The following is a 26,130-nucleotide window of genomic DNA, read 5'->3' on the forward strand; positions in this document are numbered from 1 at the left end:
CATATACCGTTTCGATCTAGCTGGCTCCCTGAATAGAAGAAGGTGCTGTGCTAGCATGCCCCGCTCGAACACGGCCCGCAGGCCGTCCAAAAAGAATCGTTTTTCCGTGAGTAGCCATGGTCGACAAACTGACGCATCTGAAACAGCTGGAGGCGGAGAGCATCCACATCATCCGTGAGGTTGCCGCCGAGTTCGACAACCCGGTAATGCTCTACTCCATCGGCAAAGACTCCGCCGTGATGCTGCATCTGGCGCGCAAGGCATTCTTCCCGGGCAAGCTGCCGTTTCCGGTGATGCATGTGGACACCCAGTGGAAATTCCAGGAGATGTACAAATTCCGCGACCGCATGGTCGAGGAACTGGGCCTGGAACTGATCACCCACGTCAACCCGGATGGCGTCGCGCAGGGCATTAACCCGTTCACCCACGGCAGCGCCAAGCACACCGACATCATGAAGACCGAAGGCCTCAAGCAGGCCTTGGACAAGTATGGTTTCGACGCAGCATTCGGCGGCGCCCGTCGCGATGAAGAGAAATCCCGTGCCAAAGAGCGCGTGTACTCGTTCCGCGACAGCAAGCATCGCTGGGACCCGAAAAACCAGCGCCCGGAGCTGTGGAACGTCTACAACGGCAACGTCAACAAGGGCGAGTCGATCCGCGTGTTCCCGCTGTCCAACTGGACCGAACTGGATATCTGGCAGTACATCTACCTCGAAGGCATCCCCATCGTGCCACTGTACTTCGCCGCCGAACGGGAAGTGATCGAGAAGAACGGTACGCTGATCATGATCGACGACGAGCGCATCCTCGAGCACCTGTCCGACGAAGACAAAGCCCGTATCGTCAAAAAGAAAGTACGTTTCCGTACCCTTGGCTGCTACCCGTTGACGGGCGCGGTGGAGTCCGAAGCCGAGACGCTGACGGACATCATCCAGGAAATGCTCCTGACGCGAACTTCCGAGCGCCAGGGCCGTGTCATCGACCACGATGGCGCCGGCTCCATGGAAGACAAAAAACGTCAGGGTTATTTCTAAGGGGTTGTCATGTCGCACGTATCTGATTTGATCAGCGAGGACATCCTCGCTTACCTGGGCCAGCACGAACGCAAGGAAATGCTGCGCTTTCTGACCTGTGGCAACGTCGATGACGGCAAGAGCACCCTGATCGGGCGCCTGCTGCACGACTCGAAGATGATCTACGAAGATCATCTGGAAGCCATCACCCGCGATTCGAAGAAAGTCGGCACCACCGGTGACGACATCGACCTGGCATTGCTGGTCGACGGCCTGCAGGCCGAGCGTGAGCAGGGCATCACCATCGATGTGGCCTACCGCTATTTCTCCACCGCCAAGCGCAAGTTCATCATCGCCGACACCCCTGGCCATGAGCAGTACACCCGCAACATGGCCACCGGTGCTTCCACCTGTGACCTGGCGATCATCCTGGTGGATGCGCGCTACGGCGTACAGACCCAGACCCGTCGCCACAGCTTTATTGCTTCGCTGTTGGGCATCAAGCACATCGTCATCGCGATCAACAAGATGGACCTCAACGGTTTCGACGAGAGCATTTTCGAATCGATCAAGGCCGACTACCTGAAGTTTGCCGATGGCATCGCGTTCAAGCCGAGCACCATGGCCTTTGTGCCGATGTCGGCGCTCAAGGGCGACAACGTGGTGAACAAGAGCGAGCGTTCGCCCTGGTACACCGGCCAGTCGCTAATGGAGATCCTCGAAACCGTCGAGATTGCCAACGACCGCAACTACACCGACCTGCGGTTCCCGGTGCAGTACGTCAACCGTCCGAACCTGAATTTCCGTGGTTTCGCCGGCACCCTGGCCAGCGGCATCGTGCACAAGGGCGACGAAGTCGTGGTGCTGCCGTCGGGCAAGAGCAGCCGCGTCAAATCCATCGTCACCTTCGAAGGTGAACTGGAACACGCAGGCCCAGGCCAGGCCGTGACCCTGACCATGGAAGACGAGATCGACATCTCCCGTGGCGACCTGCTGGTGCATGCCGACAACGTGCCGCAAGTCACCGACGCCTTCGACGCCATGCTGGTGTGGATGGCCGAGGAGCCGATGCTGCCGGGCAAGAAATACGACATCAAGCGCGCCACCAGCTACGTGCCGGGTTCCATCACCAGCATTGTGCATCGTGTGGATGTGAACACGCTCGAAGAAGGCCCGGCCAGTGCCTTGCAGTTGAACGAGATCGGCCGGGTCAAGGTCAGCCTCGATGCGGCCATCGCCCTGGACGGTTACGCCAGCAACCGCACCACCGGCGCCTTTATTGTGATTGACCGGTTGACTAACGGCACCGTGGCAGCGGGCATGATTATCGCGCCGCCGGTCAGCCATGGCAGCGCAGCGCAGCACGGCAAGTTGGCCCACGTGGCCACCGAAGAACGCGCCCAGCGTTTCGGCCAGCAGCCAGCCACCGTGTTGTTCAGTGGCCTGTCGGGTGCTGGCAAGAGCACCCTGGCCTATGCGGTCGAGCGCAAGTTGTTCGATATGGGGCGTGCGGTGTTTGTGCTCGATGGGCAGAACCTGCGCCATGACCTCAATAAAGGTCTGCCGCAGGATCGTGCCGGGCGTACCGAGAACTGGCGTCGTGCTGCCCACGTGGCGCGTCAGTTCAACGAAGCCGGCTTGCTGACCCTGGCGGCCTTTGTGGCGCCGGACGCCGAAGGCCGTGAACAGGCCAAGGCGTTGATCGGCAGTGATCGTTTGCTCACCGTATACGTGCAGGCATCGCCGCTGGTATGTGCCGAGCGTGACCCGCAAGGCCTGTACGCTGCCGGTGGGGATAACATCCCTGGCGAGTCGTTCCCCTACGACGTGCCGTTGAATGCCGACCTGGTGATCGACACCCAGGCCCTGTCGTTGGAAGACAGCGTCAAGCAAGTGCTGGAACTGTTGCGTCAGCGCGGCGCGATCTAAACCTCGCCTCCATAAAAAGCCCGCCACCGATCACTCGGTGGCGGGCTTTTTTTCACACTTTAAAGGTCAACACCGTCAATGTGGGAGCTGGCTTGCCTGCGATTGCAGGAGGCAGGCAATGCACTTACCTCTGACAGACCGCTATCGCAGGCAAGCCAGCTCCCACATCGTGATCACCTATTGCCTGGGTACTCGATGTGAAGTCGGCTCAGCAGAGCATCCTTGTCTTCCCATAACTGGTTGATCCAGCCCTGGAACGCCAGCCGATACTCCCCATCCTGCTCATAATTCTTGCCAATGAACTCGGCCGGGATCTGCACCTCTTCAAACTGCACAACCACGTCTTTGACATTGCCGCACAGCAAGTCCCAGTACCCCGGACGCCCGCCAGGGTAGTGGATCGTCACGTTCACCAATGACTTCAACTGCTCGCCCATGGCATCCAGCACAAACGCAATGCCACCGGCCTTGGGCTTGAGCAGGTAACGAAACGGCGACTGCTGCTGCGCATGTTTGCCTGGGGTAAAGCGTGTGCCTTCGGCAAAGTTGAAAATGCCCACCGGGTTGTCACGGAACTTTGCACAGGTCTTGCGGGTGGTTGCCAGGTCCTTGCCTTTCTTCTCCGGGTGTTTTTCCAGGTAAGCCTTGGTGTAGCGCTTCATGAAGGGGAAGCCCAGCGCCCACCAGGCCAGGCCAATCACCGGCACCCAGATCAGTTCCTGTTTGAGGAAAAACTTCAGCGGGCGGATCCGCCGGTTGAGCACGTACTGCAACACCATGATATCGACCCAGCTCTGGTGGTTGCTGGTCACCAGGTACGAGTGCTGGTAGTCCAGGCCTTCCAGGCCCTTGATGTGCCAGCGTGTGCGGCGCACCAGGTTCATCCAGGTGTTGTTATTGCTGATCCAGGCCTCGTGGGTCTGGTTCATCAGCCATTCGCTGAAGCGCTTGGCGAACGGCAGCGCCTTGAACAACGCGACGATAAACAGGAATGAACACAACAGGATGGTGTTCAACGCCAACAGCAGCGAGGCGATCACCCCGCGCAGGGGGGCAGGCAGAAAGTCCAGCATTTAGGCATCCATAGGTCGGTTGGCGGCTTGAATCGCGGTCAGGGCGATGGTGTAGACGATGTCATCTACCTGGGCCCCACGGGGCAGGTCGTTCACGGGTTTGCGCAGGCCTTGCAGCATCGGGCCGAGGCTGACGCAATCGGCACTGCGCTGCACCGCCTTGTGGGTGGTGTTGCCGGTATTGAGGTCGGGGAACACAAAGACCGTGGCCTTGCCCGCCACCAGGCTGTTGGGCGCCAGTTGCCGGGCGACGTTTTCGTTGGCCGCAGCGTCGTACTGCAACGGGCCGTCGATCAGCAGCGAGCTTTGCTGTTCGTGGGCCAACAAGGTGGCCTCGCGGACTTTTTCCACTTCCTCGCCACTGGCCGAGTCACCGCTGGAATAGCTGATCATCGCCACGCGCGGGGTAATGCCGAAGGCAGCGGCCGAGTCGGCGCTTTGCAGGGCGATTTCCGCCAGCTCCGCGGCGCTGGGGTGCGGGTTCATCACGCAGTCGCCGTAGACCAGCACCTGCTCGGGAAACAGCATGAAAAACACCGACGACACCAGGGTGCAACCCGGCGCCGTTTTAATCAGCTGCAATGCAGGGCGGATGGTATTGGCGGTGGAGTGGATCACCCCGGACACCAGCCCATCCACCTCATCCAGCGCCAGCATCATGGTAGCGATCACCACGGTGTCTTCCAGTTGCTGCTCGGCCATCGGCGCGTTGAGGCTTTTGCTCTTGCGCAGCGCCACCATCGGCTCGACGTAGCGCTGGCGGATCAGGTCCGGGTCAAGAATTTCCAGGCCTTCGGGCAGTTCGATGCCATGGGCGCGGGCGACGGCCTCGACGTCGGCCGGCTTGGCCAGCAGCACGCAACGGGCAATGCCGCGGGCCTGGCAGATGGCGGCGGCTTGCACGGTCAACGGCTCGCTGCCTTCGGGCAGCACGATGCGCTTGTTGGCGGCCTGGGCGCGCTGGATCAACTGGTAGCGGAACACCGCCGGCGACAGGCGCATCTCCCGTGGTGTACCGCAACGCTGGTGCAGCCAGCGCGCATCCAGGTGACTGGCGACGAAATCGGTGATGATCTCCGCACGTTCGCGGTCATCAATCGGGATTTCCTTGTTCAGGCTGTTGAGCTGGTTGGCGGTGTCATAGGACCCGGTGCTCACCGACAGCACCGGCAACCCGGCCTGGAATGCACCACGGCACAGGTCCATGATCCGTGGGTCAGGCAGGGTGTCGCTGGTCAGCAGCAGGCCGGCCAAAGGTACGCCGTTGATCGCGGCCAGGCTGACGGCGAGGATGATGTCGTCGCGATCCCCCGGTGTCACCACCAGCACGCCGGGCTTGAGCAGCTCCACGGTGTTGCGCATGGTGCGCGCGCAGATGATGATTTTGCTCATGCGCCGGGTTTCATAGTCGCCTGCGTTGAGCACTTGCGCGCCCATCAGGTCCGCCACGTCACGGGTGCGCGGGGCGTTGAGCTCGGGCTGGAACGGAATGCAGCCGAGCAGGCGGAAATCGCCACTGCGTAGCAGCGGCGAATGCTCCTTGAGACGGGCGGCGAAGGCCTCCATGCTCTCGTCGGTCTGCACCTTGTTGAGAATCACGCCGAGCACTTTCGGGTCTTTCGGGCCACCGAACAGTTGCGCCTGCAATTCCACACGCCCGGACAGTTCGGTCAGCACTTCGTTTTCCGGGGCCGAGACCAGGATGACTTCGGCATCCAGGCTTTTTGCCAGGTGCAGGTTGACCCGTGCCGCATAGCTGGCGCTGCGGGTCGGCACCATGCCCTCGACAATCAGCACGTCCTTGCCCACGGCGGCCTGTTGGTAAAGGGTGATGATCTCTTCGAGCAATTCATCCAACTGGCCATCGCCGAGCATCCGCTCGACATGGGCCAGGCCCAGTGGCTGCGGTGGTTTCAGACCATGGGTACGGGCCACCAGCTCGGTGGAGCGCTCAGGCCCGGTGTCGCCGGGATGGGGCTGGGCAATGGGCTTGAAAAACCCGACTTTCAGCCCGGCCCGCTCAAGGGTACGCACCAGCCCAAGGCTGATGGAGGTCAGACCCACACCAAAGTCGGTGGGCGCGATAAAAAAAGTCTGCATGCGAATTCTCTGAAGGTGCATGGCTTAGGTGGTGCGCTATGGCTGCGCGCCGACCGGGAATCAGCTGCCAAGGGTATCGTTATCCGGGCGCTGCGCACACCAGCCACAGGCAAAGGGCTGGCCTATTTTTGCCAGGCGTTGCGCCGCATCCAGCACCCAGCCCCGGGATTGCCAGGGCGGTTGGTGCCGTAGGTGCTGCGTATGGCCGCAGGACAGCGTGGCGACCCAGTGGCCGTCCGCGTCCTGATGAAATCCGACGACCGTCGAGTCACTGGATCGACTCCGTCTGTCCGGGTTGTGTTCGCTTTCGGGCAAATCCTTGTTTAGACTTGTCCGTTCTTCATTCTTATGCAAAAGGTCTCGCCCCATGCCGATCGCCGCCAACAAGGCTGTCTCCATTGACTATACCCTGACCAACGACGCTGGTGAGGTCATCGACAGCTCCGCCGGCGGCGCGCCGCTGGTCTACCTGCAAGGCGCAGGTAACATCATCCCGGGCCTGGAAAAGGCCCTGGAAGGCAAAGAGGTTGGTGATGAGCTGACCGTTGCCATCGAACCTGAAGATGCCTATGGCGAGTACTCGGCCGAACTGGTCAGCACCCTGAACCGCAGCATGTTCGAAGGCGTCGACGAACTGGAAGTGGGCATGCAGTTCCACGCCTCCGCGCCGGACGGCCAGATGCAGATCGTGACCATCCGCGACCTGGATGGCGACGACGTCACCGTCGACGGCAACCACCCGCTGGCCGGCCAGCGCCTGAACTTCCAGGTCAAGATCGTTGCCATCCGCGACGCATCCCAGGAAGAAGTGGCTCACGGCCACGTGCACGGCGAAGGTGGTCACCACCATTGATTGACGGGCTACGGCCGGTCAGTTGAAAAGAAAGGCGCCTTCGGGCGCCTTTTTTGATTGGCGGCTATTCTTGCCGACTTGGCGGCTGTAATCTCGAAATGCCGTTAACCAGAATATGGGAAACCTGGAGTGTGTCATGAGTGCTTTCCACGACCTTAAACTCAAAGCCCTGGATGGTCAGGAGCTGCCTCTGGCGCCCTATAAAGGGCAAGTCGTGCTGGTGGTCAATGTCGCCTCCAAATGTGGGCTGACCCCGCAATATGCGGCGCTGGAAAACCTCTACCAGCTATACAAGGATCAGGGGTTTACCGTGCTGGGCCTGCCGTGCAATCAGTTTGCTGGCCAGGAGCCGGGAACGGAGGAAGAAATCCGCGAGTTTTGCAGCCTCAACTACGGGGTGACCTTTCCATTGGGCAGCAAGCTGGATGTGAACGGCCCCGAGCGCCATCAGTTGTATCGCTTGCTCGCGGGCGAGGGCGCCGAGTTTCCCGGGGACATCACCTGGAATTTCGAGAAGTTCCTGTTGGGCAAGGATGGGCGGGTTTTGGCGCGTTTCTCCCCGCGCACTGCGCCAGATGACCCGACGATCATCCAAGCCATCGAAAAAGCCCTGGCCTGATCCATGTAGGAGCCGGCTTGCCGGGTCCTGCAATGTGTTGTGTAGCTCCCGGCTTTTGCATGTTAATCACTGAAATCAATAGTGCTACCCAGCACCGCCCGCACTCCATATTATCCGCATCATAAAATCCCTCTCGTGCGGAGTGCTCCCATGCCTGTCCAAGCCTTGTTCAAACCTTTCCAGCTCGGTGCCCTGCAACTGCCGTCCCGTGTGGTCATGGCGCCGATGACCCGCTCGTTTTCCCCGGGTGGCGTACCCAATTCCAAAGTGATCGAGTACTACCGTCGCCGCGCCGGGGCCGGCGTAGGCCTGATCATCACCGAAGGCACGGTAGTGGGCCATCAGGCTTCCAACGGTTACCCGAATGTCCCGCATTTCTACGGTGCAGCGGCATTGGCTGGCTGGAAGAAAGTGGTCGATGCGGTGCATGCCGAAGGCGGCAAGATCGTCCCGCAGTTGTGGCACGTCGGCAGCGTACGGCGTATCGGCACCGAGCCGGACGCCAGCGTGCCGGCCTACGGCCCGATGGAAAAACTCAAGGATGGCACCGTGCTGGTCCACGGCATGACGGTCCAGGATATCCAGGAGGTGATCGCCGCCTTCGCCCAGGCGGCCAAGGATGCCCAGGATATTGGCATGGACGGTGTGGAAATCCACGGCGCCCACGGTTACCTGGTCGACCAGTTCTTTTGGGAAGGCAGCAACCAGCGTACGGACGAATACGGCGGCAGCCTGGCCAACCGTTCGCGGTTTGCCATTGAATTGATCCAAGCCGTGCGGGCTGCCACAGGCCCCGATTTCCCGATCATTTTCCGTTTCTCCCAGTGGAAGCAGCAGGATTACACCGCGCGTCTGGTGCAAACCCCCGAGGCCCTGGGGGAGTTCCTCAAGCCGTTGGCCGACGCCGGTGTGGATATTTTTCACTGCTCCACCCGTCGGTTCTGGGAGCCGGAGTTCGAGGGCTCCGAGCTGAACCTGGCCGGTTGGACCCGTAAGCTCACCGGCAAGCCGACCATCACCGTGGGCAGTGTGGGCCTGGATGGTGAGTTCCTGCAGTTCATGGTCAATACCGACAAAATCGCTCAGCCAGCGAGCCTGGAAAAACTGCTGGAGCGCTTGAACAACGATGAGTTCGATCTGGTGGCCGTGGGCCGTGCGCTGCTGGTCGACCCGGACTGGGCGGTGAAGGTGCGTGAAGGCCGTGAGGGGGATATCTTGCCCTTCAGTCGCGAGGCGCTGACCACTCTGGTTTAGGGGGGAATTGACGGGCGCCATCGCGGGCAAGCCCGCTCCCACAGGTTGATTGCATTTCAATGTGGGAGCGGGCTCGTCAGGTCAGCTTCGAACCGCCCGTCTCCATCACATCCTCACCACACGCCCCGCGCAATTGCTGTTCAAACCGCTCGATAATCGCCGGCCAGCCCTGGCGACTGGCGTGCTGGCGCGCGTTCAGGCGCACCCGACGCAAGCTCTCGGGCTCTTCCAGCAACCAACAGGCGGCATCGCAAAACGCATCCTCATCCCCCGGCATCGCCACGGCACCACTGTAGCCATGGCGGATGTGCTGGGTGGCGGCCGCCTGGTCGTAGGCCACCACGCCCAATCCCGATGCCATCGCTTCGAGCACCACATTGCCGAAGGTCTCGGTGAGGCTGGGGAACAGAAACAGGTCCCCCGACGCATAGTGGCGCGCCAGTTCCTCACCGCGTTGTGTGCCGCAGAAAATTGCGCCGGGGAGGGCCTTGGTCAGTGCCTCGCGTTGCGGCCCATCGCCGACGACGATCAGCGTCAATCGGCGCTGTGGATAAGTCGCCTGCAAGGCCTCGAGGCAGCGTTTGAGCACACCGAGGTTTTTCTCCGGTGCCAGGCGGCCTACATGCATGACGGCAATGTCCTCAGTGCCCAGCCCCCACTGTTCACGTAGGACGTTGTCACGTCTGGCTGGGTGGAACAGCTGGCTGTCGACACCGCGCGATAACAGGTCCAGGCGTTCGAAGTGGCGGCGTTCCAGTTCCAGGCGCTGGCTGACGCTGGGCACCAGGGTCAGGCTGGAGCGGTTATGGAACCAGCGCAGGTAGTGGGTCAGGATGCGGCTGAGCATGCCCAGGCCGTATTGGCTGGAATACTGCTGGAAGTTGGTGTGGAAACCGCTGACCACGCTGATCCCCAGGCGCCGTGCCGCCCGCAAAGCCGACAAGCCCAGCGGGCCTTCGGTGGCGATGTACAGCACGTCTGGACGCTGGCGTTTCCAGCGCCGCAGCAGTTTGTGCATCGAGGACTGGCCCCATTGCAGGCCGGGATAACCCGGTAGAGGCCAGCCGCGACACAGCAGCAGGCCGTCGTCGCTCTGGCGACTCAAGTCGCCAGTCTGGCGCGGGCGCACCAGTTCCACCTGATGTCCACGTGCGCGCAGGCCTTCACACAGGCGGCCAAGGGTGTTGGCCACGCCGTTGATTTCCGGTGGGAAGGTTTCGGTAATCAGGGTGATATTCAGGAAAGCTGTCGTCATGCAGCCAGTGTCGGCGCGGGCCATGTCGCCATTGTGTCGTCGCAATGACGGATTTATGACGACCGGCCCGCTACCGGCTTAGTTGAACGGCGCAGGACGCGGGGTCTTGGCCGAGGAGGGCGGGAGGATCGGCAGCTTGAAGTCCGGCTGGTCGCCGGTCAGGGTGTCGAGGAACGCGACAATCTGGCTGACCTCATCGGTGCTCAACTTGCGCCCCAATTGCAGGCGGGCCATGACGTCTACCGCTTCGCTCAGGTTCCAGTAGGCACCGTCGTGGAAGTAGGGGTAGGTCAGGGCGACGTTGCGCAAGGTCGGTACCTTGAACATCATCCGGTCCTGATCCTTGCCGGTCAGGCCTGCCACGCCTTGGGCCGGGTTCTTGGTGGCATAGGGTTCGACCATGCCCATTTTCTGGAAGGTGCTGCCACCGACCGCCTCGCCGTTATGGCAGGCCACGCAGCCGATGCTCTTGAACAACTGGTAGCCCTGCGCTGCCGTGGCGCTGATGGCTTTTTTATCGCCCAGCAGCCAGCGATCGAACGGGGCGTTGGGGGTGACCAGGGTTTCTTCGAAGGCCGCGATGGCGTTGGTCACATCGTCGAACTTGATGCCGTCATCGCCATACACTTTCTTGAACGAGGCCTGGTATTGCGGGATCGAGCGCAGCACGTCCACGGCCAGATCATGGGTGAAGCCCATTTCGCCCGGGTTGGAAATCGGGCCGCCGGCCTGCTCTTGCAGGGTTGCCGCGCGTCCATCCCAGAACTGCGCAACGCTCATGCTGGAGTTGAGCACCGTCGGTGAGTTGATCGGCCCCTGGTGCCAGTTATGGCCGATGGAGGTGGGCAGATTGTCGCTGCCGCCCATGCTCAGGTTGTGGCACGAGTTGCAGGAAATGAAGCCGGACTTGGACAGGCGCGGGTCGAAGAACAATTGCTTGCCCAACTCGACCTTGGCGGCGTCAGTGATTTTCGCCGGCTGCACCGGCAAGATCGGCTCGTTGGCGGCAGCGGCCCCCCAGGCCTCGCCGCCCAACATCAACCCAAACATCAGCATCAACGGTCTGTACATGGCTTGCTCCCCACAGGCTTATAGTTTTAATAACCATGTGCTTTATGTGGGAAAATCGTCGTGATCCAGGTCAATCGAACAGATTAGGGCTTTTGCGCCAGCATGGTTTCGGCGCCGCGCTCACGCACCCAGAACAACGTCGCCCCGGCCACCGCCGCGGGCATCATCAGCAGGTTGACCACCGGCACCAGCAACACCAGGTAAACAATCCCACCGAAGCTCATGCTCTGCCAGCGCTTCTGCCGCAGCCAGGCGAGCATTTCGTTCCAGCCCAGCTTGTGGTTATCGGCTGGGTAGTCGATGTACTGGATCGCCATCATCCATACCCCGAACAGCAGCCACAGGGGGGCGGCGATCAGGTTGACCACGGGAATGAACGACAGGATAAACAGGCCGATGGCGCGTGGCAGGAAGTAGCCGAGCTTGCGCATTTCCCGCGCCAGTGTGCGCGGGACCATGGCGAACAGTTCGGCCCAACTGAAGGCCGGGAAGTCATCGGTACCGCGCACCACCACTTCGACCTTCTCGGCGAGAAAACCATTGAACGGCGCAGCGATGATACTGGCGAGCATGGTGAAGCTGAAAAACACCATAAAAGCCACCAGCAGCACGAACAGCGGCCACAGGATGTAGCTGAGGAAACTCAGCCAACTGGGCAGCGTTGGCATCAAGGTGTCGACCCACAGGCTGAACTGATGGCCAGCAAAATAGATCAATCCGACGAACAGTATCAGGTTGATCGCCAGGGGCAGCAGGACGAACAGGCGCAGGCCTGGGCTCAAGACCAGTTTCAGGCCTTCGCGCAGGTATTGTGGGCCTGACAGAACGGGGGCGGGCATGGGTAACTCCGGGTAAAGGGGCAAACGCGCCGACCTTACCGGCTTTGCGAAAGCGGTGAAAGCACGGTCAGCGAGTCGACATTAACGGTAACAAACATGTCGATTAATAGGGGGCACAAGATAGAGACCACCTATGAGCTGGATTGTTATTCCGTATTTCCTTAATCTTGCCCCCCTCTATACGCTGCACCCATTATTTTCAGGGCCTGCGAGTTCAAGCCTTCCCCAAGTGCTTCGCGGTCCTTTTTTATTCCAGCCGCTCTGTAGTCCGGGCGGTCGATAGGAGTGAGTCATGTCTGATACCCGTCATTCGCGAGTGATTATTCTCGGTTCCGGCCCTGCCGGTTACAGCGCTGCGGTCTACGCGGCCCGGGCCAACCTCAAGCCGTTGCTGATCACCGGCATGCAGGCGGGTGGTCAACTGACCACCACCACTGAAGTCGACAACTGGCCGGGCGACGTCCATGGCCTGACCGGCCCGGTGCTGATGGAACGCATGAAAGAACACGCCGAGCGCTTCGAGACCGAAATCGTCTTCGACCACATCAATGCCGTGGATTTCTCGAAAAAGCCCTACAGCCTGACTGGCGACAGCGGCGTCTACACCTGTGACGCGCTGATCATCGCCACTGGCGCCAGCGCCCGTTACCTGGGCCTGCCATCGGAAGAGGCCTTTATGGGCAAGGGCGTTTCCGCCTGCGCGACCTGCGATGGTTTCTTCTACCGCAACAAGCCGGTGGCGGTGGTCGGTGGTGGTAACACCGCCGTGGAAGAAGCACTGTACCTGGCCAATATCGCCAGCACCGTGACCCTGGTTCACCGTCGCGAAACCTTCCGCGCCGAGAAGATCCTGATCGACAAGCTGCACGCGCGGGTTGCCGAAGGCAAGATCATCCTCAAGCTCAACGCCAACCTGGACGAAGTCCTGGGCGACAACATGGGCGTGACCGGTGCGCGTTTGAAGAACAACGATGGCAGCTTCGACGAGCTGAAAGTCGACGGCGTATTCATTGCTATCGGCCACACCCCGAACACATCGTTGTTCGAAGGCAAGCTGACCGCCAAAGACGGTTACCTGGTGGTGCAGGGCGGTCGTGAAGGCAATGCCACCGCGACCAACATCGAAGGCATCTTTGCCGCTGGCGACGTGGCCGACCACGTCTACCGCCAGGCCATCACCTCGGCCGGCGCCGGTTGCATGGCGGCCCTGGATGCCGAGCGTTACCTCGATGGTTTGAAAGACGCTTCTTTCTAAACCGTTGCAATAAAAAAACCGGCCGCGCGGCCGGTTTTTTTATGTGCTTGATTTGACGAACACCGCAATCTCAATCTGGCAATCCAATCAATGTGGGAGCTGGCTTGCCTGCGATGGCGGTGTGACAGCCACCACCGCCATCGCGGGCAAGCCCGGCTCCCACATTGACCGGGTTTGCAAGCTGGATCAGCGGCGGGTCAAAGGCGGCTGGACAAACTTCACTCCCGCCAACCCATGCTCGATCAACGCGCGGATGTTGCTGTGATCTGTGCCCTCAGGCGTAGCCAGCACCGAACGGTAATGCTCGCCGAACGCCAGCAAAGCCTGCTGGTCGCTCAAGCCTTCGAGCAGCGCCAGGCCCAGGGTCTTGCACGAGCCTTCGTTCTGCCCAGCGGCGTTTTCTACGCTGCCATTGGTAAAGGCCTGTGGCTGGTAGTCGTAGCCAGCGGCGATGAAGGCCAGGGTATCGGCAAACTGGTGTTCGCCGCTGTCGAGGCTGGTGTGCAGGGTGTTCAGGTCAGTCATGGGTTTTTCCTTTGGCAAACGCCGCTTGTTGTTCGGCGCTGGCTTCTTGCTGGTACTGGGCTTTCCACTCGGCGTACGGCATGCCGTACACCATTTCGCGGGCGTCATCGAGGCTGACTTCGATCTGGCGTTCGTCGGCCTCGGCCTTGTACCACTTGGACAGGCAGTTGCGGCAGAACCCGGCAAGGTTCATCAGGTCGATGTTCTGCACATCCTTGCGGCTGTCCAGGTGCGCAACCAGGCGGCGGAAGGCAGCAGCTTCGAGTTCCAGGCGTTGTTGATCGGTCATAGGGTTCACGCAGATTCAGGGGGGTTAACGGCTGGCGGCGAGCGTAATCGATACCGATTCGGCAAAGCGCAGCGCATGGGGCTTGTCGACTTCGACTTCGGCATACAGCACCGACTCATTGCTCATCACCAGGTCCAGCACTTCCTGGGTCAGGCGTTCGAGCAGGGCAAAGCGGTTGCTTTCGACGTGGGCGATGATGGCCTTGGTGATGGTGCGGTAGTTCAAGGCGTGGTCGATATCGTTGTCGCGCACGGCGTCTTGTGCGGCATACAGGATGGTCAGGTTGATCAACACATCCTGCTTGTTGAGGATTTCATCCTCGTTGATGCCAATAAAGGTACGCAGACACAGGTCCTTGACCCGGATGCGCGCCATACCTGGTTGAAGTTGTGGCATTGCTACTTGCTCCGTCCAATCAGTTGCAGGAACCCCAGGCGGCTGGTGTTCGGGTTTACTTGACATGGCGCCCGCCATTGACGGTCAGGGTGGTGCCGGTCACATAAGGGTTGTCCAGCAGGTAACGCACGCTCTGGTAAATCACCTCAGGCCCGGGTTCGATACCCAGTGCCGACTTGGCCAGGACCTTGGCGCGATAAGCCGCGTCGTCGCCTTCGTTGAACATCACCATGGCTGGCGCGATGCCATTGACCTTGATCCGAGGCGCGTATTGGGCGGCGAAGGACAGGGTCAGGCTGTCGAGCCCGGCCTTGGTGGCGCAGTAGGCGATGTGCTGGCGGCTGCCCTTGCGGGTTACGTCGTCGCTGATATGCACAATGTCGGCCGGCGTCGAGCCTCTGAGCAAGTCAGCACAATGCAGGTTGATCAGGTACGGCGCAAGCATGTGCACGCTGAACATATCGATAAAGGCGCTGGCCTCGTCACCAGGTGTCTCTGCGGCCCAGGTCGAGGCGTTGTGGATGATTGCCCGCAGGCTGTCGGTATGGGTCTTGAGTTCGCTGATGAACGCCAGGATACCGGCCTCGGACGAGAAATCGGCAAATACGCCCACCGCGCCACGCTCGCGCAAGGCCTGCACACCGGGACGTTCACTGCGATAGCTGAAGATCACCGGTTGCTGTTCATCCAGCAGGCGCTGGGCGCAGTGCAGGCCGACACGTTGGCCGGCGCCGGTGATGAGGATCGGGGCGGGGGTACAGGTCATGGGAAGCTCGGGTCGCGGGCAAGCTAAAACTATACCAGCGACCGGCCTGTAGTGGATCGGCTCAAACGGTTGCTTCGCCAGGTTTTACCCGGCGCGGGGCAGGATTGAGCCAGCCCGCCAGCAAATGGGTCGACAAGGGAATAAACAGATAGACCATCAAGGGCGTCAGGGCCAGGGTGCTGACCAGCACGCGGCTGAACAAGCCCAACTCGGCCAACAACGGTTCCAGGCCGACGTTGAACAGCAGTGACACCGGGAAAAATGCCAGCCAGATCGCCACGGCCTGTTTCCAGCGCGGTGGGCGCTGGCCCGCCGCGCCAAACCAGCCCTCCATGCCGCTGACACGATGCTCCATGGGGTCGGCGAACAATTCGCTGCCGCGCCCCAGCCAGGCACTGCGCGAGGCGGAGAACTCCCAGGCGTGCAGGGTCTGCTCGTCGGCGAAGCGGAAGATGATTTGGAATTCGCCACCGTCGGCAGGCGGTGCAAGCACGCCTGAACCCAGGTAGCCGGGGAAGTCAGTGGCCAGTTGCTCGCCTTCGCGCAGCCAGCTCATCATGTCTTGATAACGACCTTGGGCGGCGCGGCGCGCAACCATCAAGGTGACGGGTAGGGTAGACATTGTGTATCTCCGAATGCATGGGAGCGCAGCACCGGGTAGGTGGCGTCCCTGGCGAAACCGCAGGGTAGGGCGGCGACGCAGAAAAACAGGCAAGGATTATTCCTGATTTGACGAAATACGCCAGCGGCATTGGACGGCTGGGCAGGCCCCTTGAAAAAGACAGGTATACAAGCGTTAAATGGGATCCAACTTCGTATAAGTTTCTGGTCATTTTATGCCTGTAATCACAGCCCCTTCCCCCGGTCTTGAGCATGACGGCCTATCCGCTGCGGATGAGTTGTTCCCGATTCGCGAAGTCGCAAGATTGACAGGTATCAACCCGATTACCCTGCGTGCGTGGGAGCGCCGTTATGGTTTGATCCAGCCGGTGCGCACCGAAAGTGGGCATCGCCTGTACACGCAGAAGGACATCGAGACCGTTCATCGCATTCTGGATTGGATCGAGCGGGGCGTGGCAGTCAGCAAAGTCGGCAAGATTCTCGCCCGGGATGATGCGCAACTGTCTTCACTGCAACACCCACAAGAAGGCAGCGGTGAGCTTGAGTGGGCGCAGTGGCAGCAGCAGTTGCAACTGGCCATCGGTGCGTTTGATGAGCTGCAACTGGAGCGCCTGTACGGGCAGGTCTTTGCGGCCTACCCCGCTTCAGTGGCGTTTCAGGACATCCTGATGCCCCTTTGGCGCCAATTGCTGCGGCATCAGGGCCGTTTTGGCCAGGCCAGCGAATGGCTGTTTTTCGACAGCTTCTTGCGCGCGCGAATTTCCCAGCGCCTGCAACTGGCCCGCGCCGGCCGTACGCCGCAGGTACTGTTGGCAGCCATTGCCGGTGAATGCCGAGAACTGGAGTTGCTGGTGGCGGGGCTCATGCTCAATGGTGATGAACTGGCCGTGCATGTGCTGAACGTGGGCCAGCCCCTGGATGAGTTGACACTGATCTGCGAGAAGACCCGCCCGCAGGCGCTGGTGCTGTTCTCCAACCGTTCACCCACCCATGAGTTGCCCAAGCGGTTGGCCCGATTGGCCCTGACCCTGGAGTGCCCGCTACTGCTGGCCGGTGATGCCTCGGACATGGCCGAGCAGCTACTGGCCGGTACTGCCATTGGCTGCCTGGGCAATGAGGGAAGGCTGATGCAGCGGCGCTTGCAGCAGTTTTTAAGGGGAACCCTGGATACCTGAGATCAGGCATGCACCTCAGGGTGGGCCAGGCGGTGCTGTTGCAGGATGAACTGGCGCAGGCGCTCGGTTTCATCCACATCACCCTGGCTCAAGCGGTAGGCAAACAGCCCGCGAGCGGTCTCGCGCTCCAGCGTGCCACGCACCGCAATCCTCTCGTAGCCGGACGGGCTGAACCACATCGAGAAAGTCCTGGGTGGTTTGCTACGGCCACGGGACTGCACCAGCAAACCCTTGAACGATACTTCATGTACCCATAGCGCCCCAGGCTGGCCCTTGACGTTTTCCAGGGCGACCGGCTCTTCGAGGACCAGGCGCCAAGGCCGGATCATTGGCCCGTCCTCGAAAATGCTCGGTACTCCCAGGCGCAGGTGCAGGGCATGAAACTCGTCCTCCACCAATTGCAGGGGGAAGGTCATCTGCTGGTTATCGAACTGCGCCTGGATCGTCACCTGTTCATGGGCCGCAAGGCGCGTGAGCAAGTCGCGGATCTGCGCGCCGCCATTGACCGTCAGGCTCGACGACACATCCCGCACATTCAGTTGCGGGTTGTGGTGCATGTTCTGGATGAAGTCCAGTTCGTCCTGGGTCAAGAGCGTGTCGCGTTGCATTGATGTGGCTCAAGGAAAGGCGTGATTAAACTGATTATCACCCTAAAGACCGTGTTTTCTAAAGTTTGTTAGATCCGCTCGTCGCCCGGAGTGCTGCCAGCTCGGCTGTAAGCTGCGCCACCTGGGCTTCAAGCTGGGCTACACGCTGCTGGGCCTTGACCTGAACCGTTACATCTTTTTGCACGCCAACGAAGTACGTCTGCTGATCGGCCTGGTTGTAAACCGTCGATAATGACAGCTCATTCCAGAAGTGCGTGCCGTCCTTGCGGAAGTTGCGCAGGATTTCCCGGCACGCGCCGCCAGTGTCCAGGGCTTCGCGGATGGCCATCAGGGCCGGCTGGTCACGGTCACCCGATTGCAGGAAGCGGCAATCCTGGTAAAGGATGTCGTCCAGGCTGTAGCCGGTCATGCGTTCGAAGGCCGGGTTCACGTAAATCAGGGGCTTGTCCTTGCCCTCCCTCTCAGCCACGCAAATCCCGTCGTTAGAGGCATTGATCACCATCTGCATCAGCTTGGCGTTGATCATTGAGCGATCCATAGCGTGTTTGTGGATTTCGTAGTGTAAGACAACTCACGCGGCTGCCAACTGCTAATATCCCAGGTTTTCACTCAACTACAGGATCAGATTGATGAAAGTCGCCATCCTTTCCGGCTCGGTCTATGGCACGGCCGAAGAAGTTGCCCGCCACGCCATGGGTCTCCTCAACGCAGCCGGGTTCGAGGCCTGGCATAACCCGCGGGCGACCCTGGCCGATGTGCAGGCCTTCGCCCCGGACGCCTTTCTGGCCGTAACCTCCACCACCGGCATGGGCGAATTGCCAGACAACCTGATGCCGCTGTATTCGACAATCCGCGATCAACTGCCCGCCGCCTGGCGCGGTTTGCCAGGTGCGGTGATCGGCCTGGGTGATGCCAGCTATGGCGACACATTCTGTGGTGGCGGGGAGCAGATGCGCGAGCTGTTCAGCGAGTTGGGCGTACGCGAAGTGCTGCCGATGCTGCGCCTGGACGCCAGCGAAAGCGTCACCCCGGAAGCGGACGCCGAGCCCTGGTTGGCAGAGCTGGTCACGGCACTGCGCGGCTGATCGGGTACTCGCGTAGTAACGCCAGCCAGGCCAGGGCGGCTTTCGACAGATAGGCGCCCTGGCGCCAGATAAAAGCGATGTCCCAGCGTAGGAATTCGGGCGCCCTGAGTGTCAGGCGCACCACGCCAGGGCGCTCCAGGCCGCGCGCGACCACACTGGGCAGCAGCACCACGCCCTGGCCTGCAGCCACCAGTGCCACGAGAAAATCCGCCTGGCCGCTGCGTCCGCTTTCCCGGGGTGTGAAGCCCACTTGCTGGCAAGCCTGGAGCAGCCGGTCATTGAGCACAAAGCTGCGCTGATACATCAAAAACGGCGTGTCGGCCAATTCCGCCAAGCCAATCTGCCCACGCTGCGCCAGCGGGTGGTCCACGGGCAGCAGCGCATCCAGTGGTTCATCACAGAAGGCTTGCCAGGCAAACGCCGGATCGGTGGGCAACAAGCTGCCGCCTACGTCCAGTTCCCCGGCGAGGATCGCCTGCTCGATATTGCGACTGCCGCCCTCAAGCAATTGGATGCTGACATTGGGATAGCGTCGCCGATATTCGGCAAACAACTCGGCAAACAGTGTGTCGCCCCCCAGTTGCGGCAGGCCCATGCGCAACTCGCCACGGGTCAACTGATTCAAATCGTCCAACTCGCTCAACAATTCGGTTTGCAGACGCAGCATTGCCTCGGCCCGTTGCACCACCACGTGCCCGGCGGCGGTCAGGCGCACCTGCGAGCCAATGCGGTCGAGCAGCGGCGTACCCAGGCTTTGCTCCAGTTGCGCCACTTGCTTGCTCACCGCGGACTGGCTGATATGCAGGGTTCTCCCGGCCTGGGTAAAGCCGCCACGGTGAACCACTTCGATAAAACTGCGCAGCTGTTTGAATTCCATTACGGTAATTCCAGATTGGAATGGCTTGCAGTCTAACAATTCGCTTTGGGGATGCCAGGGGGCTCTTTAACATGGGGGCCTGCGAGGAACCCATGTCTACTAAACGTTTCACCTTCAAATATGTGTGCCGGTTGCTGGTTGAGTTGCTGGTATTGCTGGCGATTTACCTGCTGGGTTGCCAAGTAGCCCTGTGGCTGGCCTGGCCGATTCCAGGCGGGGTCATTGGCCTGGGCCTGCTGTTGCTGGTGTTCGCCAGTGGCCTGATCAAGCCCGCAACCCTGCAATTGGGCGCTGGCATGTTGATGGCGGAAATGCTGCTGTTCTTTATTCCGGCGTTGATGAGCCTGCTCGATTACGGTGGGCTGATGCGCCATGACGGTTGGCGCATCATGTTGGTGATCGCCCTTAGCACCCTGACGGTGATGTTGGTCACGGCATTTACCGTTGAACTCGTCTGCCGCTGGAAGCTGCGCCATGAAGCTTGAACTGATGCCATTGTTCTGGCTGGCCCTGACCCTTGTGGCCTACGGTTTCAGCCGCTGGATCTACCGGCGAACCGGGCGTTACCTGCTATCGCCGCTGATCCTGGTGCCCGCGCTGCTGCTGGCGGTGGCCGTGCCGCTGAACACCGCCTATGCCGAGTACGCCACCGACACCCATTGGCTGATGCTGGTGCTGGGACCGGTGACGGTGGCGTTCGCCATCCCGATCTGGCAGCAGCGCCAGTTACTGATGCGCCACTGGTCGGCATTGCTGCTGGGCATGCTGGCGGGTAGCGCGGCGTCCATCGGGACTTCTTTCGGCTTGGCCAAGGCGTTGGCCTTGGACAGTTCGGTCACCCTGTCATTGGTGCCGCGCTCGATCACTACGCCCTTTGCCATGCCCCTGGCCCACGACCTGGGCGGCGTGCCGGAACTCACGGCGGTATTCGTGATGTTCACCGGCGTGTTCGGCGCCCTGCTTGGCGGGGTGCTGCTCAAGTGGCTGCCGCTGCGCAGTGCCCTGGCGCGGGGCGCGTTGTTTGGCGTGGGCGCCCACGGTGCTGGCGTCAGTCGTGCCCATGAAGTAGGCGGCGAAGAGGGCTCGGTGGCGGGCTTGGTGATGGTGCTTACGGGCTTGCTCAACCTGTTCGCCGCACCTTTATTGGCGTCGCTTCTCTGACACCACGTTGTACGAATCCGAACTATCCTCACGGTTGACTCGCTCGGTCATCAAGCTGGCTGCCAACGCAACTACGGCGTGCCCGAGGTCTGACTAGACTGGCCCTTCAGTCTAAAAATAATAAAAACACCACAGCGTCGAGGTCATTGCCGTGAGCCTAGCCCCCGTTCAATCGACACAGAGTGTTAAAGACCAGGTCAGCGCTGCCGAATGGCAGGCCCGCATAGACTTGGCCGCGTGCTATCGCCTGGTGGCCATGCATGGTTGGGATGATCTGATTTTCACCCACATCTCGGCCAAGGTACCCGGCACTGAAGACTTCCTGATCAACCCCTTCGGGCTGATGTTCCACGAGATCACCGCCTCCAGTCTGGTCAAGGTCGACCAGGCCGGTAACAAACTGATGGACAGCCCCTACGAGATCAACCCGGCGGGCTACACCATTCACAGCGCGGTACACGAAGTACGTCACGACGTGGTCTGCGTGCTGCACACCCATACCGCAGCCGGCGTGGCGGTGTCGGCGCAGAAGCAGGGCGTGTTGCCCATCAGCCAGCAGTCGCTATTCGTGCTGTCGAGCCTGGCCTATCACGCCTACGAAGGCGTCGCGCTGAACCACGAGGAAAAGGCCCGCCTGCAAGCCGACCTGGGGCCGAACAATTTTCTGATGCTGCACAACCATGGCCTGCTGACCTGCGGGGCGACCATCGCCGATACCTTCCTGATGATGTTCACCTTCCAGCGCGCCTGCGATATCCAGGTACTGGCGCAAAACGGCGGGGCCGAATTGATCGCCATCGAGCCGCAGATTCTGGCGGGGGCCAAGGCGATGATCGCTGGCGTAACCAAAAGCGCCCAAGGCATGGGTGGTGCATTGGCCTGGCCGGCGCTGTTGCGCAAACTCGATAAACAAGACCCTGGATACCGACTCTAATGCCACTGGCCGAGATTCCGCTGCGTGCCTGGCGCAAACGCGGGCAGAGTTTTGTTTTTCGCGGGCAGACCATCCGTTACTGGGTGGCCGGCCAGGGCGAACCATTGTTGCTGATCCACGGCTTCCCCAGCGCCAGTTGGGACTGGCATTACCTCTGGCAGCCCCTGGCCCAGCGCAACCTGGTGATTGCCTGCGACATGCTCGGGTTTGGCGACTCGGCCAAGCCCCTGGACCACACCTATTGCCTGCTGGAGCAGGCTGATCTGCAACAGGCCCTGCTGGCCCATCTGCGCGTGCAGCAGCCGGTGCATATCATGGCCCATGACTACGGCGACAGCGTGGCCCAGGAACTGCTCGCCCGGCACTACGAGGGCAGCTTCCAGCTGGCCAGTTGTGTCTTTCTCAATGGCGGGCTCTTCCCCGAGACCCACCGCGCGGCGCTGGTGCAAAAACTATTGCTCAGCCCCTTGGGTTGGATGATCGGCCGTGCATTCGGGCGCAACGCCCTGGCTGACAGTTTCAAGCAGATCTTCGGCCCCGGCACCCGCCCCAGCGAAAGCGCTCTGGATGACTTCTGGAGCCTGATCGAAAACAACGACGGCCCACGGATCCTGCACAAACTCATCGCCTACATCCCCCAGCGCCGTCAACAACGCGAGCGGTGGGTGGCGGCCATGCAACGCGGCGAAGTACCGTTGCGGGTGATCGATGGCGAGGTAGACCCGATTTCCGGCGGGCATATGGTCGCGCGCTACCGCGAGCTGATAGCGGATGCCGACACGGTATTGCTGGCCAATATCGGCCACTACCCGCAGGTGGAGGCGCCGGTCCAGGTGCTCAAGCATTACCTGGCGTTTCGCGAGGGCATTGAAAGCAACCAGGATCGCCTGTGGGAACTGGCTTATGCAGGAGCAGGTTTGCCTGCGATGCGGGTACCTCGGTAAGTCAGTTGCACCGAGGTGAGGCAATCGCAGGCAAGCCAGCTCCCACACAAGCCAGCTTCTACACGAGCCGATCATCCCCGTACCTTATTGCGCACCATTCACCCCCGCCCGTAATTATTGTGACCACAAGCTCCGTGCCTGACACTCAACCCATCGTCCACTGTCTTCGCTGGAGTTCCCTATGAGTGAGTCTGTGCAGTTCCAAGATAAAGTCGTGATCGTTACCGGGGCCGGTGGTGGCTTGGGTCGTGCCCATGCGCTGCTGTTCGCCAGGCACGGGGCCAAGGTACTGGTCAACGACCTTGGCGGCTCGACTCAGGGCGAAGGCGCCAACGCCTCGGCCGCCGACCGCGTAGTGGCCGAGATCCGCGAGGCCGGGGGCATTGCCGAGGCCAACCATGATTCGGTGACCGACGGCGAAAAGATAGTGCAACACGCCCTCGATGTATTTGGCCGCATCGACGTGGTGGTGAACAACGCCGGGATCCTGCGCGACAAGACCTTTCATAAAATGGAGGACGGCGACTGGGACCTGGTTTACCGCGTGCACGTCGAAGGTGCCTACAAAGTCACCCGCGCTGCCTGGCCGCATATGCGCGAGCAGGGTTATGGCCGGGTGATTTTCACCGCGTCGACGTCGGGTATCTACGGCAACTTCGGCCAGTCCAACTACGGCATGGCCAAGCTCGGCCTGTATGGCCTGACCCGCACCCTGGCGTTGGAAGGGCGCAAGAACAACATCCTGGTCAATGCCATCGCGCCCACGGGCGGTACGCGCATGACCGAAGGCCTGATCCCGCCACAGGTGTTCGAGCGCCTCAAGCCCGAGCTGGTCAGCCCGCTGGTGGTGTACCTGGGCAGCGAGGCGTGCCAGGAAACTTCCGGGCTGTTCGAAGTGGGGGGCGGCTGGATCGGCAAGACCCGTTGGGAGCGCAGCCTGGGCGTGGGCTTTGATCCCGAGGCCGGCTTCTCGCCAGAGGATGTGGCGGCGCACTGGCAGCAGATCTGCGACTTTGAAGGGGCGGCCCATCCCAAGGACAACATCGAAGCCCTGAAAGAGATGATGGACAACCTGCAGAAATACAGCCTCTGATCGTTACCTGAAAAACATTCAATCCTGCGGGGCGCTGATGGCGCCCCGCTTTGTTTCAGGCATAAAAAAGGCCGCTGCATACGCAGCGGCCGAAGTAAGACGTTGGATCAAGGAGCTACAAATCAACGTCAGTGAACACGGGTAACAGACTGAAAATTCGCTTCAATCTGTTGAAGACTGGCTTCCAGGAAACGGATGGTTTGTTCTGAAAGCCCGGTAAGAATAGTCCCTTGTAGCGGAATGAAAAATACTGATTCAGGACAAGGACTATTACCAAAACAACAACAGTGACTACCCCCTGTAGGAGCGAGCTTGCTCGCGAAAAACGTGAACGATGACGCGTTTTGTCTGGTTTAACGCGGCGTACTCACGTTCTTCGCGAGCAAGCTCGCTCCTACAGGGGGCGTGGGGTTATCCATTCTCTTGATAACCCTTCATCCACTACGTCGATAGCCCCGCCAATACCCGCGCTAGAGCCTGCGCTAATCCTTTCGAGCGACAAAACGAATACCTCCTTGGTGCGCTTATCGCTCCTGATGGCGGGCAGTAGGGTGGGGCCTTCTGTCACACCACCGGGGAAGACGCATGACAAAAACAACAATGCGCGCCATCTTCAGGCCACAGGCGCTGGCCGCTGCGGTTGCTTTGGGTTGCTGCGTTCAGGCGCAGGCTGTTTCATTCAACATCGGCGAGATCGAGGGGCAATTCGATTCGTCGCTGTCGGTAGGTGCCAGTTGGGGCATGCGCGATGCCGACCGCAAGCTGGTGGGCACGGTCAATGGCGGCAGTGGCCAGGCCTCCACTGGGGATGACGGGCGCTTGAACTTCAAGAAAGGCGAGACCTTCTCGAAAATCTTCAAGGGCCTGCATGACCTGGAGCTCAAGTACGGCGATACCGGTGTGTTTGTGCGGGGCAAATACTGGTACGACTTCGAACTCAAGGACGAAGACCGCGAGTTCAAGCCCATCAGCGACCACAACCGCAAGGAAGGCTCCAAATCCAGCGGGGCGCAGATCCTCGATGCCTTCGTCTATCACAACTACTCCCTGTGGGATTTGCCGGGCACCGTGCGCGCCGGTAAACAGGTGGTCAGCTGGGGCGAAAGTACCTTCATCGGCAACTCCATCAACAGCATCAACCCTATCGACGTCTCGGCCTTCCGCCGGCCCGGCGCCGAGATCAAGGAAGGCCTGATTCCGGTGAACATGCTGTTCGCCTCCCAGGGCCTGACCAACCAACTGACCGTGGAAGGCTTCTACCAACTGGAATGGGACCAGACGGTGCTGGATAACTGCGGCACCTTCTTTGGTGGCGACGTGGCGGCCGATGGCTGCACCGACAACTACACCGTCGGCAGCCCGGCGATCCGCCCGCTGCAACCGGTGGCCGCCGCGTTCGGCCAGGGGTTTGGCGTGACCGATGAAGGGGTGATCGTGCGCCGCGCCGCCGACCGTGATGCACGGGATTCCGGGCAGTTCGGCATGGCGTTGCGCTGGCTCGGCGATGACACCGAGTACGGCCTGTACTTCATGAATTACCACAGCCGCACGCCGACCGTGGGCACGCTCACGGCCAACACTAACCTTGCGACCATCGGCAATATCATCAATACCGCCAACGGCATTGCCCCCGGCAGTGGCGCCGGCCTGGCGCAGAGCGTGATGCTCGGACGCGGCCAGTACTACCTCGATTACCCGGAAGACATCCGCCTGTACGGCGCCAGCTTTTCCACCACCTTGCCCACCGGCACGGCCTGGACCGGGGAAGTCAGCTACCGTCCCAACGCGCCAGTGCAACTCAACACCACAGACCTGACCCTGGCTCTGGTCAACCCGATTGCCGGTAACACCGTGTCACCCATTCGCAGCTCATTCGGTGCCGACAACACCGGCTACCGGCGCAAGGAAATCACCCAGTTCCAAACCACCATGACCCAGTTCTTCGACCAGGTGCTGGGCGCCGAACGCCTGACTGTAGTGGGCGAGGCGGCCATCGTGCGGGTGGGCGGGCTGGAGAACAAAACCAAGCTGCGCTACGGCCGCGATTCGGTCTACGGCCAGTACGGCTTTGGTGGTGATACCGACGGCTTCGTCACGGCGACGTCCTGGGGTTATCGCGCCAGGGCCATTCTTGATTACAACAACGTGATCGCCGGGATCAACCTCAAGCCCAACCTGTCCTGGTCCCATGACGTCAAGGGCTATGGCCCCAACGGCCTGTTCAACGAGGGGGCCAAGGCGCTCAGCGTCGGGGTCGATGCGGACTACCGCAACACCTACACCGCGAGCTTGAGCTACACCGACTTTTTTGGCGGTGACTACAACACCCTGACCGACCGTGACTTCCTCGCCCTCAGCTTTGGCGTGAACTTCTGATTCGGCTAAAAAAGAACAA

General features: G+C 60.8%; 28 protein-coding genes. 14 read left to right on the forward strand and 14 right to left on the reverse strand.

The window, feature by feature from the left end; genetic code table 11:
- Nucleotides 1–116: 116 nt before the first annotated feature.
- Nucleotides 117–1,034, forward strand: a complete 918-nt coding sequence (gene cysD, locus BHC62_RS26625) for a sulfate adenylyltransferase subunit CysD (protein WP_029295601.1) — start codon at nt 117–119, stop codon at nt 1,032–1,034.
- A 9-nt stretch (nt 1,035–1,043) separates the two neighbouring features.
- Complete coding sequence (cysN, locus tag BHC62_RS26630; protein ID WP_029295599.1) at nt 1,044–2,942, forward strand: sulfate adenylyltransferase subunit CysN; 1,899 nt, start codon at nt 1,044–1,046, stop codon at nt 2,940–2,942.
- Nucleotides 2,943–3,115: 173 nt separating this feature from the next.
- Here cysN and BHC62_RS26635 read toward each other — a convergent pair whose 3' ends face one another.
- From BHC62_RS26635 to BHC62_RS27655, 3 genes are read right to left on the reverse strand one after another with little or no spacing between them, the layout of a single operon-like run.
- Entirely contained in the window at nt 3,116–4,015 is a 900-nt protein-coding gene (locus tag BHC62_RS26635) for an acyltransferase (protein WP_070996800.1), read from the reverse strand.
- Nucleotides 4,016–6,115 (reverse strand): phosphate acetyltransferase, encoded by a 2,100-nt coding sequence (gene pta, locus BHC62_RS26640; RefSeq protein WP_029295597.1) that lies wholly within the window; start codon nt 6,113–6,115, stop codon nt 4,016–4,018.
- Between the two features lie 60 nt (nt 6,116–6,175).
- Entirely contained in the window at nt 6,176–6,514 is a 339-nt protein-coding gene (locus BHC62_RS27655) for a DUF3565 domain-containing protein (RefSeq protein ID WP_071610070.1), read from the reverse strand.
- Between BHC62_RS27655 and BHC62_RS26645 the strand changes: the two genes are divergently transcribed.
- From BHC62_RS26645 to BHC62_RS26655, 3 genes are all read left to right on the forward strand, one after another.
- Nucleotides 6,483–6,968: a peptidylprolyl isomerase gene (locus BHC62_RS26645; protein WP_029295595.1), complete on the forward strand. Its 486-nt coding sequence runs from the start codon at nt 6,483–6,485 to the stop codon at nt 6,966–6,968. The genes BHC62_RS27655 and BHC62_RS26645 overlap by 32 nt on opposite strands.
- Nucleotides 6,969–7,104: 136 nt before the next feature.
- A complete protein-coding gene (locus BHC62_RS26650) occupies nt 7,105–7,587 on the forward strand; it encodes a glutathione peroxidase (protein WP_029295594.1) in 483 nt (160 codons plus the stop codon).
- A 150-nt stretch (nt 7,588–7,737) separates the two neighbouring features.
- Complete coding sequence (locus BHC62_RS26655) at nt 7,738–8,841, forward strand: NADH:flavin oxidoreductase (protein WP_070996801.1); 1,104 nt, start codon at nt 7,738–7,740, stop codon at nt 8,839–8,841.
- A gap of 76 nt (nt 8,842–8,917) precedes the next feature.
- Here the strand turns inward: BHC62_RS26655 and BHC62_RS26660 are convergent, their stop codons facing one another.
- The 3 genes from BHC62_RS26660 to cysZ form a co-directional block, all read right to left on the reverse strand.
- Complete coding sequence (locus BHC62_RS26660) at nt 8,918–10,096, reverse strand: glycosyltransferase family 1 protein (protein WP_176770993.1); 1,179 nt, start codon at nt 10,094–10,096, stop codon at nt 8,918–8,920.
- 78 nt (nt 10,097–10,174) lie between these two features.
- Nucleotides 10,175–11,167 (reverse strand): cytochrome-c peroxidase, encoded by a 993-nt coding sequence (locus BHC62_RS26665; RefSeq protein ID WP_029295589.1) that lies wholly within the window; start codon nt 11,165–11,167, stop codon nt 10,175–10,177.
- Between the two features lie 83 nt (nt 11,168–11,250).
- Complete coding sequence (cysZ, locus tag BHC62_RS26670) at nt 11,251–12,006, reverse strand: sulfate transporter CysZ (RefSeq protein WP_070996805.1); 756 nt, start codon at nt 12,004–12,006, stop codon at nt 11,251–11,253.
- Between the two features lie 292 nt (nt 12,007–12,298).
- Between cysZ and trxB the strand changes: the two genes are divergently transcribed.
- Complete coding sequence (gene trxB, locus BHC62_RS26675) at nt 12,299–13,261, forward strand: thioredoxin-disulfide reductase (RefSeq protein ID WP_029295584.1); 963 nt, start codon at nt 12,299–12,301, stop codon at nt 13,259–13,261.
- Between the two features lie 186 nt (nt 13,262–13,447).
- Here trxB and BHC62_RS26680 read toward each other — a convergent pair whose 3' ends face one another.
- From BHC62_RS26680 to BHC62_RS26700, 5 genes are all read right to left on the reverse strand, one after another.
- Nucleotides 13,448–13,786 (reverse strand): HopJ type III effector protein, encoded by a 339-nt coding sequence (locus BHC62_RS26680; protein ID WP_029295581.1) that lies wholly within the window; start codon nt 13,784–13,786, stop codon nt 13,448–13,450.
- Nucleotides 13,779–14,075, reverse strand: a complete 297-nt coding sequence (locus tag BHC62_RS26685; protein WP_070996807.1) for a DUF1244 domain-containing protein — start codon at nt 14,073–14,075, stop codon at nt 13,779–13,781. The genes BHC62_RS26680 and BHC62_RS26685 overlap by 8 nt, the downstream gene beginning before the upstream one ends.
- Nucleotides 14,076–14,099: 24 nt before the next feature.
- Complete coding sequence (gene folX, locus BHC62_RS26690) at nt 14,100–14,471, reverse strand: dihydroneopterin triphosphate 2'-epimerase (RefSeq protein WP_029295577.1); 372 nt, start codon at nt 14,469–14,471, stop codon at nt 14,100–14,102.
- Between the two features lie 55 nt (nt 14,472–14,526).
- Nucleotides 14,527–15,237 (reverse strand): dihydromonapterin reductase, encoded by a 711-nt coding sequence (gene folM, locus BHC62_RS26695; RefSeq protein WP_070996808.1) that lies wholly within the window; start codon nt 15,235–15,237, stop codon nt 14,527–14,529.
- Nucleotides 15,238–15,298: 61 nt separating this feature from the next.
- A complete protein-coding gene (locus tag BHC62_RS26700; protein WP_029295573.1) occupies nt 15,299–15,859 on the reverse strand; it encodes an antibiotic biosynthesis monooxygenase in 561 nt (186 codons plus the stop codon).
- A 214-nt stretch (nt 15,860–16,073) separates the two neighbouring features.
- Here BHC62_RS26700 and BHC62_RS26705 point away from each other — a divergent pair, with 214 nt between their 5' ends.
- Entirely contained in the window at nt 16,074–17,033 is a 960-nt protein-coding gene (locus tag BHC62_RS26705) for a MerR family transcriptional regulator (RefSeq protein WP_070996810.1), read from the forward strand.
- 2 nt (nt 17,034–17,035) lie between these two features.
- Here the strand turns inward: BHC62_RS26705 and BHC62_RS26710 are convergent, their stop codons facing one another.
- Both BHC62_RS26710 and BHC62_RS26715 read right to left on the reverse strand, forming a co-directional pair.
- Nucleotides 17,036–17,641 carry a hypothetical protein gene (locus BHC62_RS26710; protein WP_070996812.1) on the reverse strand — a complete coding sequence of 202 codons (606 nt, stop codon included), beginning with the start codon at nt 17,639–17,641 and terminating at the stop codon, nt 17,036–17,038.
- Between the two features lie 58 nt (nt 17,642–17,699).
- Entirely contained in the window at nt 17,700–18,167 is a 468-nt protein-coding gene (locus BHC62_RS26715) for a PAS domain S-box protein (RefSeq protein WP_029295567.1), read from the reverse strand.
- A 103-nt stretch (nt 18,168–18,270) separates the two neighbouring features.
- On the opposite strand from BHC62_RS26715, the gene BHC62_RS26720 reads away from it, so the two are divergent.
- The gene (locus BHC62_RS26720) at nt 18,271–18,726 is read left to right on the forward strand and encodes a flavodoxin (protein WP_029295565.1); all 456 of its coding nucleotides are present in this window, start codon (nt 18,271–18,273) and stop codon (nt 18,724–18,726) included.
- On the opposite strand, the gene BHC62_RS26725 is transcribed toward BHC62_RS26720, so the two are convergent.
- A complete protein-coding gene (locus BHC62_RS26725) occupies nt 18,707–19,603 on the reverse strand; it encodes a LysR family transcriptional regulator (protein ID WP_070996814.1) in 897 nt (298 codons plus the stop codon). The two genes, BHC62_RS26720 and BHC62_RS26725, sit on opposite strands and share 20 nt — an antisense overlap.
- Nucleotides 19,604–19,695: 92 nt before the next feature.
- Here BHC62_RS26725 and BHC62_RS26730 point away from each other — a divergent pair, with 92 nt between their 5' ends.
- From BHC62_RS26730 to BHC62_RS26755, 6 genes are all read left to right on the forward strand, one after another.
- Nucleotides 19,696–20,088 (forward strand): CidA/LrgA family protein, encoded by a 393-nt coding sequence (locus BHC62_RS26730; protein WP_143007605.1) that lies wholly within the window; start codon nt 19,696–19,698, stop codon nt 20,086–20,088.
- Nucleotides 20,078–20,764 carry an LrgB family protein gene (locus BHC62_RS26735; RefSeq protein ID WP_029295559.1) on the forward strand — a complete coding sequence of 229 codons (687 nt, stop codon included), beginning with the start codon at nt 20,078–20,080 and terminating at the stop codon, nt 20,762–20,764. Before BHC62_RS26730 ends, BHC62_RS26735 begins: the two co-directional genes overlap by 11 nt.
- A gap of 151 nt (nt 20,765–20,915) precedes the next feature.
- Nucleotides 20,916–21,698: a class II aldolase/adducin family protein gene (locus tag BHC62_RS26740; protein ID WP_070996818.1), complete on the forward strand. Its 783-nt coding sequence runs from the start codon at nt 20,916–20,918 to the stop codon at nt 21,696–21,698.
- Nucleotides 21,698–22,642, forward strand: coding sequence for an alpha/beta fold hydrolase (locus BHC62_RS26745; RefSeq protein WP_050492893.1), 945 nt, complete (start codon nt 21,698–21,700; stop codon nt 22,640–22,642). The genes BHC62_RS26740 and BHC62_RS26745 overlap by 1 nt, the downstream gene beginning before the upstream one ends.
- A gap of 181 nt (nt 22,643–22,823) precedes the next feature.
- Nucleotides 22,824–23,735 carry an SDR family oxidoreductase gene (locus tag BHC62_RS26750; protein ID WP_029295554.1) on the forward strand — a complete coding sequence of 304 codons (912 nt, stop codon included), beginning with the start codon at nt 22,824–22,826 and terminating at the stop codon, nt 23,733–23,735.
- Nucleotides 23,736–24,320: 585 nt separating this feature from the next.
- Nucleotides 24,321–26,111: a DUF1302 domain-containing protein gene (locus BHC62_RS26755; RefSeq protein WP_070996819.1), complete on the forward strand. Its 1,791-nt coding sequence runs from the start codon at nt 24,321–24,323 to the stop codon at nt 26,109–26,111.
- Nucleotides 26,112–26,130: the final 19 nt, after the last annotated feature.

Source organism: Pseudomonas sp. 06C 126 (assembly GCF_001855215.1).
GTDB lineage: Bacteria > Pseudomonadota > Gammaproteobacteria > Pseudomonadales > Pseudomonadaceae > Aquipseudomonas > Aquipseudomonas proteolytica.

Bases quoted from the DNA above. Each gene is read 5' to 3' on its own strand.
- cysD (WP_029295601.1), top strand. From the start codon at position 117: ATGGTCGACAAACTGACGCATCTGAAACAGCTGGAGGCGGAGAGCATC.
- cysN (WP_029295599.1), top strand. From the start codon at position 1,044: ATGTCGCACGTATCTGATTTGATCAGCGAGGACATCCTCGCTTACCTG.
- BHC62_RS26635 (WP_070996800.1), bottom strand. From the start codon at position 4,015: ATGCTGGACTTTCTGCCTGCCCCCCTGCGCGGGGTGATCGCCTCGCTG.
- pta (WP_029295597.1), bottom strand. From the start codon at position 6,115: ATGCAGACTTTTTTTATCGCGCCCACCGACTTTGGTGTGGGTCTGACC.
- BHC62_RS26645 (WP_029295595.1), top strand. From the start codon at position 6,483: ATGCCGATCGCCGCCAACAAGGCTGTCTCCATTGACTATACCCTGACC.
- BHC62_RS27655 (WP_071610070.1), bottom strand. From the start codon at position 6,514: ATGGAGACAGCCTTGTTGGCGGCGATCGGCATGGGGCGAGACCTTTTG.
- BHC62_RS26650 (WP_029295594.1), top strand. From the start codon at position 7,105: ATGAGTGCTTTCCACGACCTTAAACTCAAAGCCCTGGATGGTCAGGAG.
- BHC62_RS26655 (WP_070996801.1), top strand. From the start codon at position 7,738: ATGCCTGTCCAAGCCTTGTTCAAACCTTTCCAGCTCGGTGCCCTGCAA.
- BHC62_RS26660 (WP_176770993.1), bottom strand. From the start codon at position 10,096: ATGACGACAGCTTTCCTGAATATCACCCTGATTACCGAAACCTTCCCA.
- BHC62_RS26665 (WP_029295589.1), bottom strand. From the start codon at position 11,167: ATGTACAGACCGTTGATGCTGATGTTTGGGTTGATGTTGGGCGGCGAG.
- cysZ (WP_070996805.1), bottom strand. From the start codon at position 12,006: ATGCCCGCCCCCGTTCTGTCAGGCCCACAATACCTGCGCGAAGGCCTG.
- trxB (WP_029295584.1), top strand. From the start codon at position 12,299: ATGTCTGATACCCGTCATTCGCGAGTGATTATTCTCGGTTCCGGCCCT.
- BHC62_RS26680 (WP_029295581.1), bottom strand. From the start codon at position 13,786: ATGACTGACCTGAACACCCTGCACACCAGCCTCGACAGCGGCGAACAC.
- BHC62_RS26685 (WP_070996807.1), bottom strand. From the start codon at position 14,075: ATGACCGATCAACAACGCCTGGAACTCGAAGCTGCTGCCTTCCGCCGC.
- folX (WP_029295577.1), bottom strand. From the start codon at position 14,471: ATGCCACAACTTCAACCAGGTATGGCGCGCATCCGGGTCAAGGACCTG.
- folM (WP_070996808.1), bottom strand. From the start codon at position 15,237: ATGACCTGTACCCCCGCCCCGATCCTCATCACCGGCGCCGGCCAACGT.
- BHC62_RS26700 (WP_029295573.1), bottom strand. From the start codon at position 15,859: ATGTCTACCCTACCCGTCACCTTGATGGTTGCGCGCCGCGCCGCCCAA.
- BHC62_RS26705 (WP_070996810.1), top strand. From the start codon at position 16,074: ATGCCTGTAATCACAGCCCCTTCCCCCGGTCTTGAGCATGACGGCCTA.
- BHC62_RS26710 (WP_070996812.1), bottom strand. From the start codon at position 17,641: ATGCAACGCGACACGCTCTTGACCCAGGACGAACTGGACTTCATCCAG.
- BHC62_RS26715 (WP_029295567.1), bottom strand. From the start codon at position 18,167: ATGATCAACGCCAAGCTGATGCAGATGGTGATCAATGCCTCTAACGAC.
- BHC62_RS26720 (WP_029295565.1), top strand. From the start codon at position 18,271: ATGAAAGTCGCCATCCTTTCCGGCTCGGTCTATGGCACGGCCGAAGAA.
- BHC62_RS26725 (WP_070996814.1), bottom strand. From the start codon at position 19,603: ATGGAATTCAAACAGCTGCGCAGTTTTATCGAAGTGGTTCACCGTGGC.
- BHC62_RS26730 (WP_143007605.1), top strand. From the start codon at position 19,696: ATGTCTACTAAACGTTTCACCTTCAAATATGTGTGCCGGTTGCTGGTT.
- BHC62_RS26735 (WP_029295559.1), top strand. From the start codon at position 20,078: ATGAAGCTTGAACTGATGCCATTGTTCTGGCTGGCCCTGACCCTTGTG.
- BHC62_RS26745 (WP_050492893.1), top strand. From the start codon at position 21,698: ATGCCACTGGCCGAGATTCCGCTGCGTGCCTGGCGCAAACGCGGGCAG.
- BHC62_RS26750 (WP_029295554.1), top strand. From the start codon at position 22,824: ATGAGTGAGTCTGTGCAGTTCCAAGATAAAGTCGTGATCGTTACCGGG.
- BHC62_RS26755 (WP_070996819.1), top strand. From the start codon at position 24,321: ATGACAAAAACAACAATGCGCGCCATCTTCAGGCCACAGGCGCTGGCC.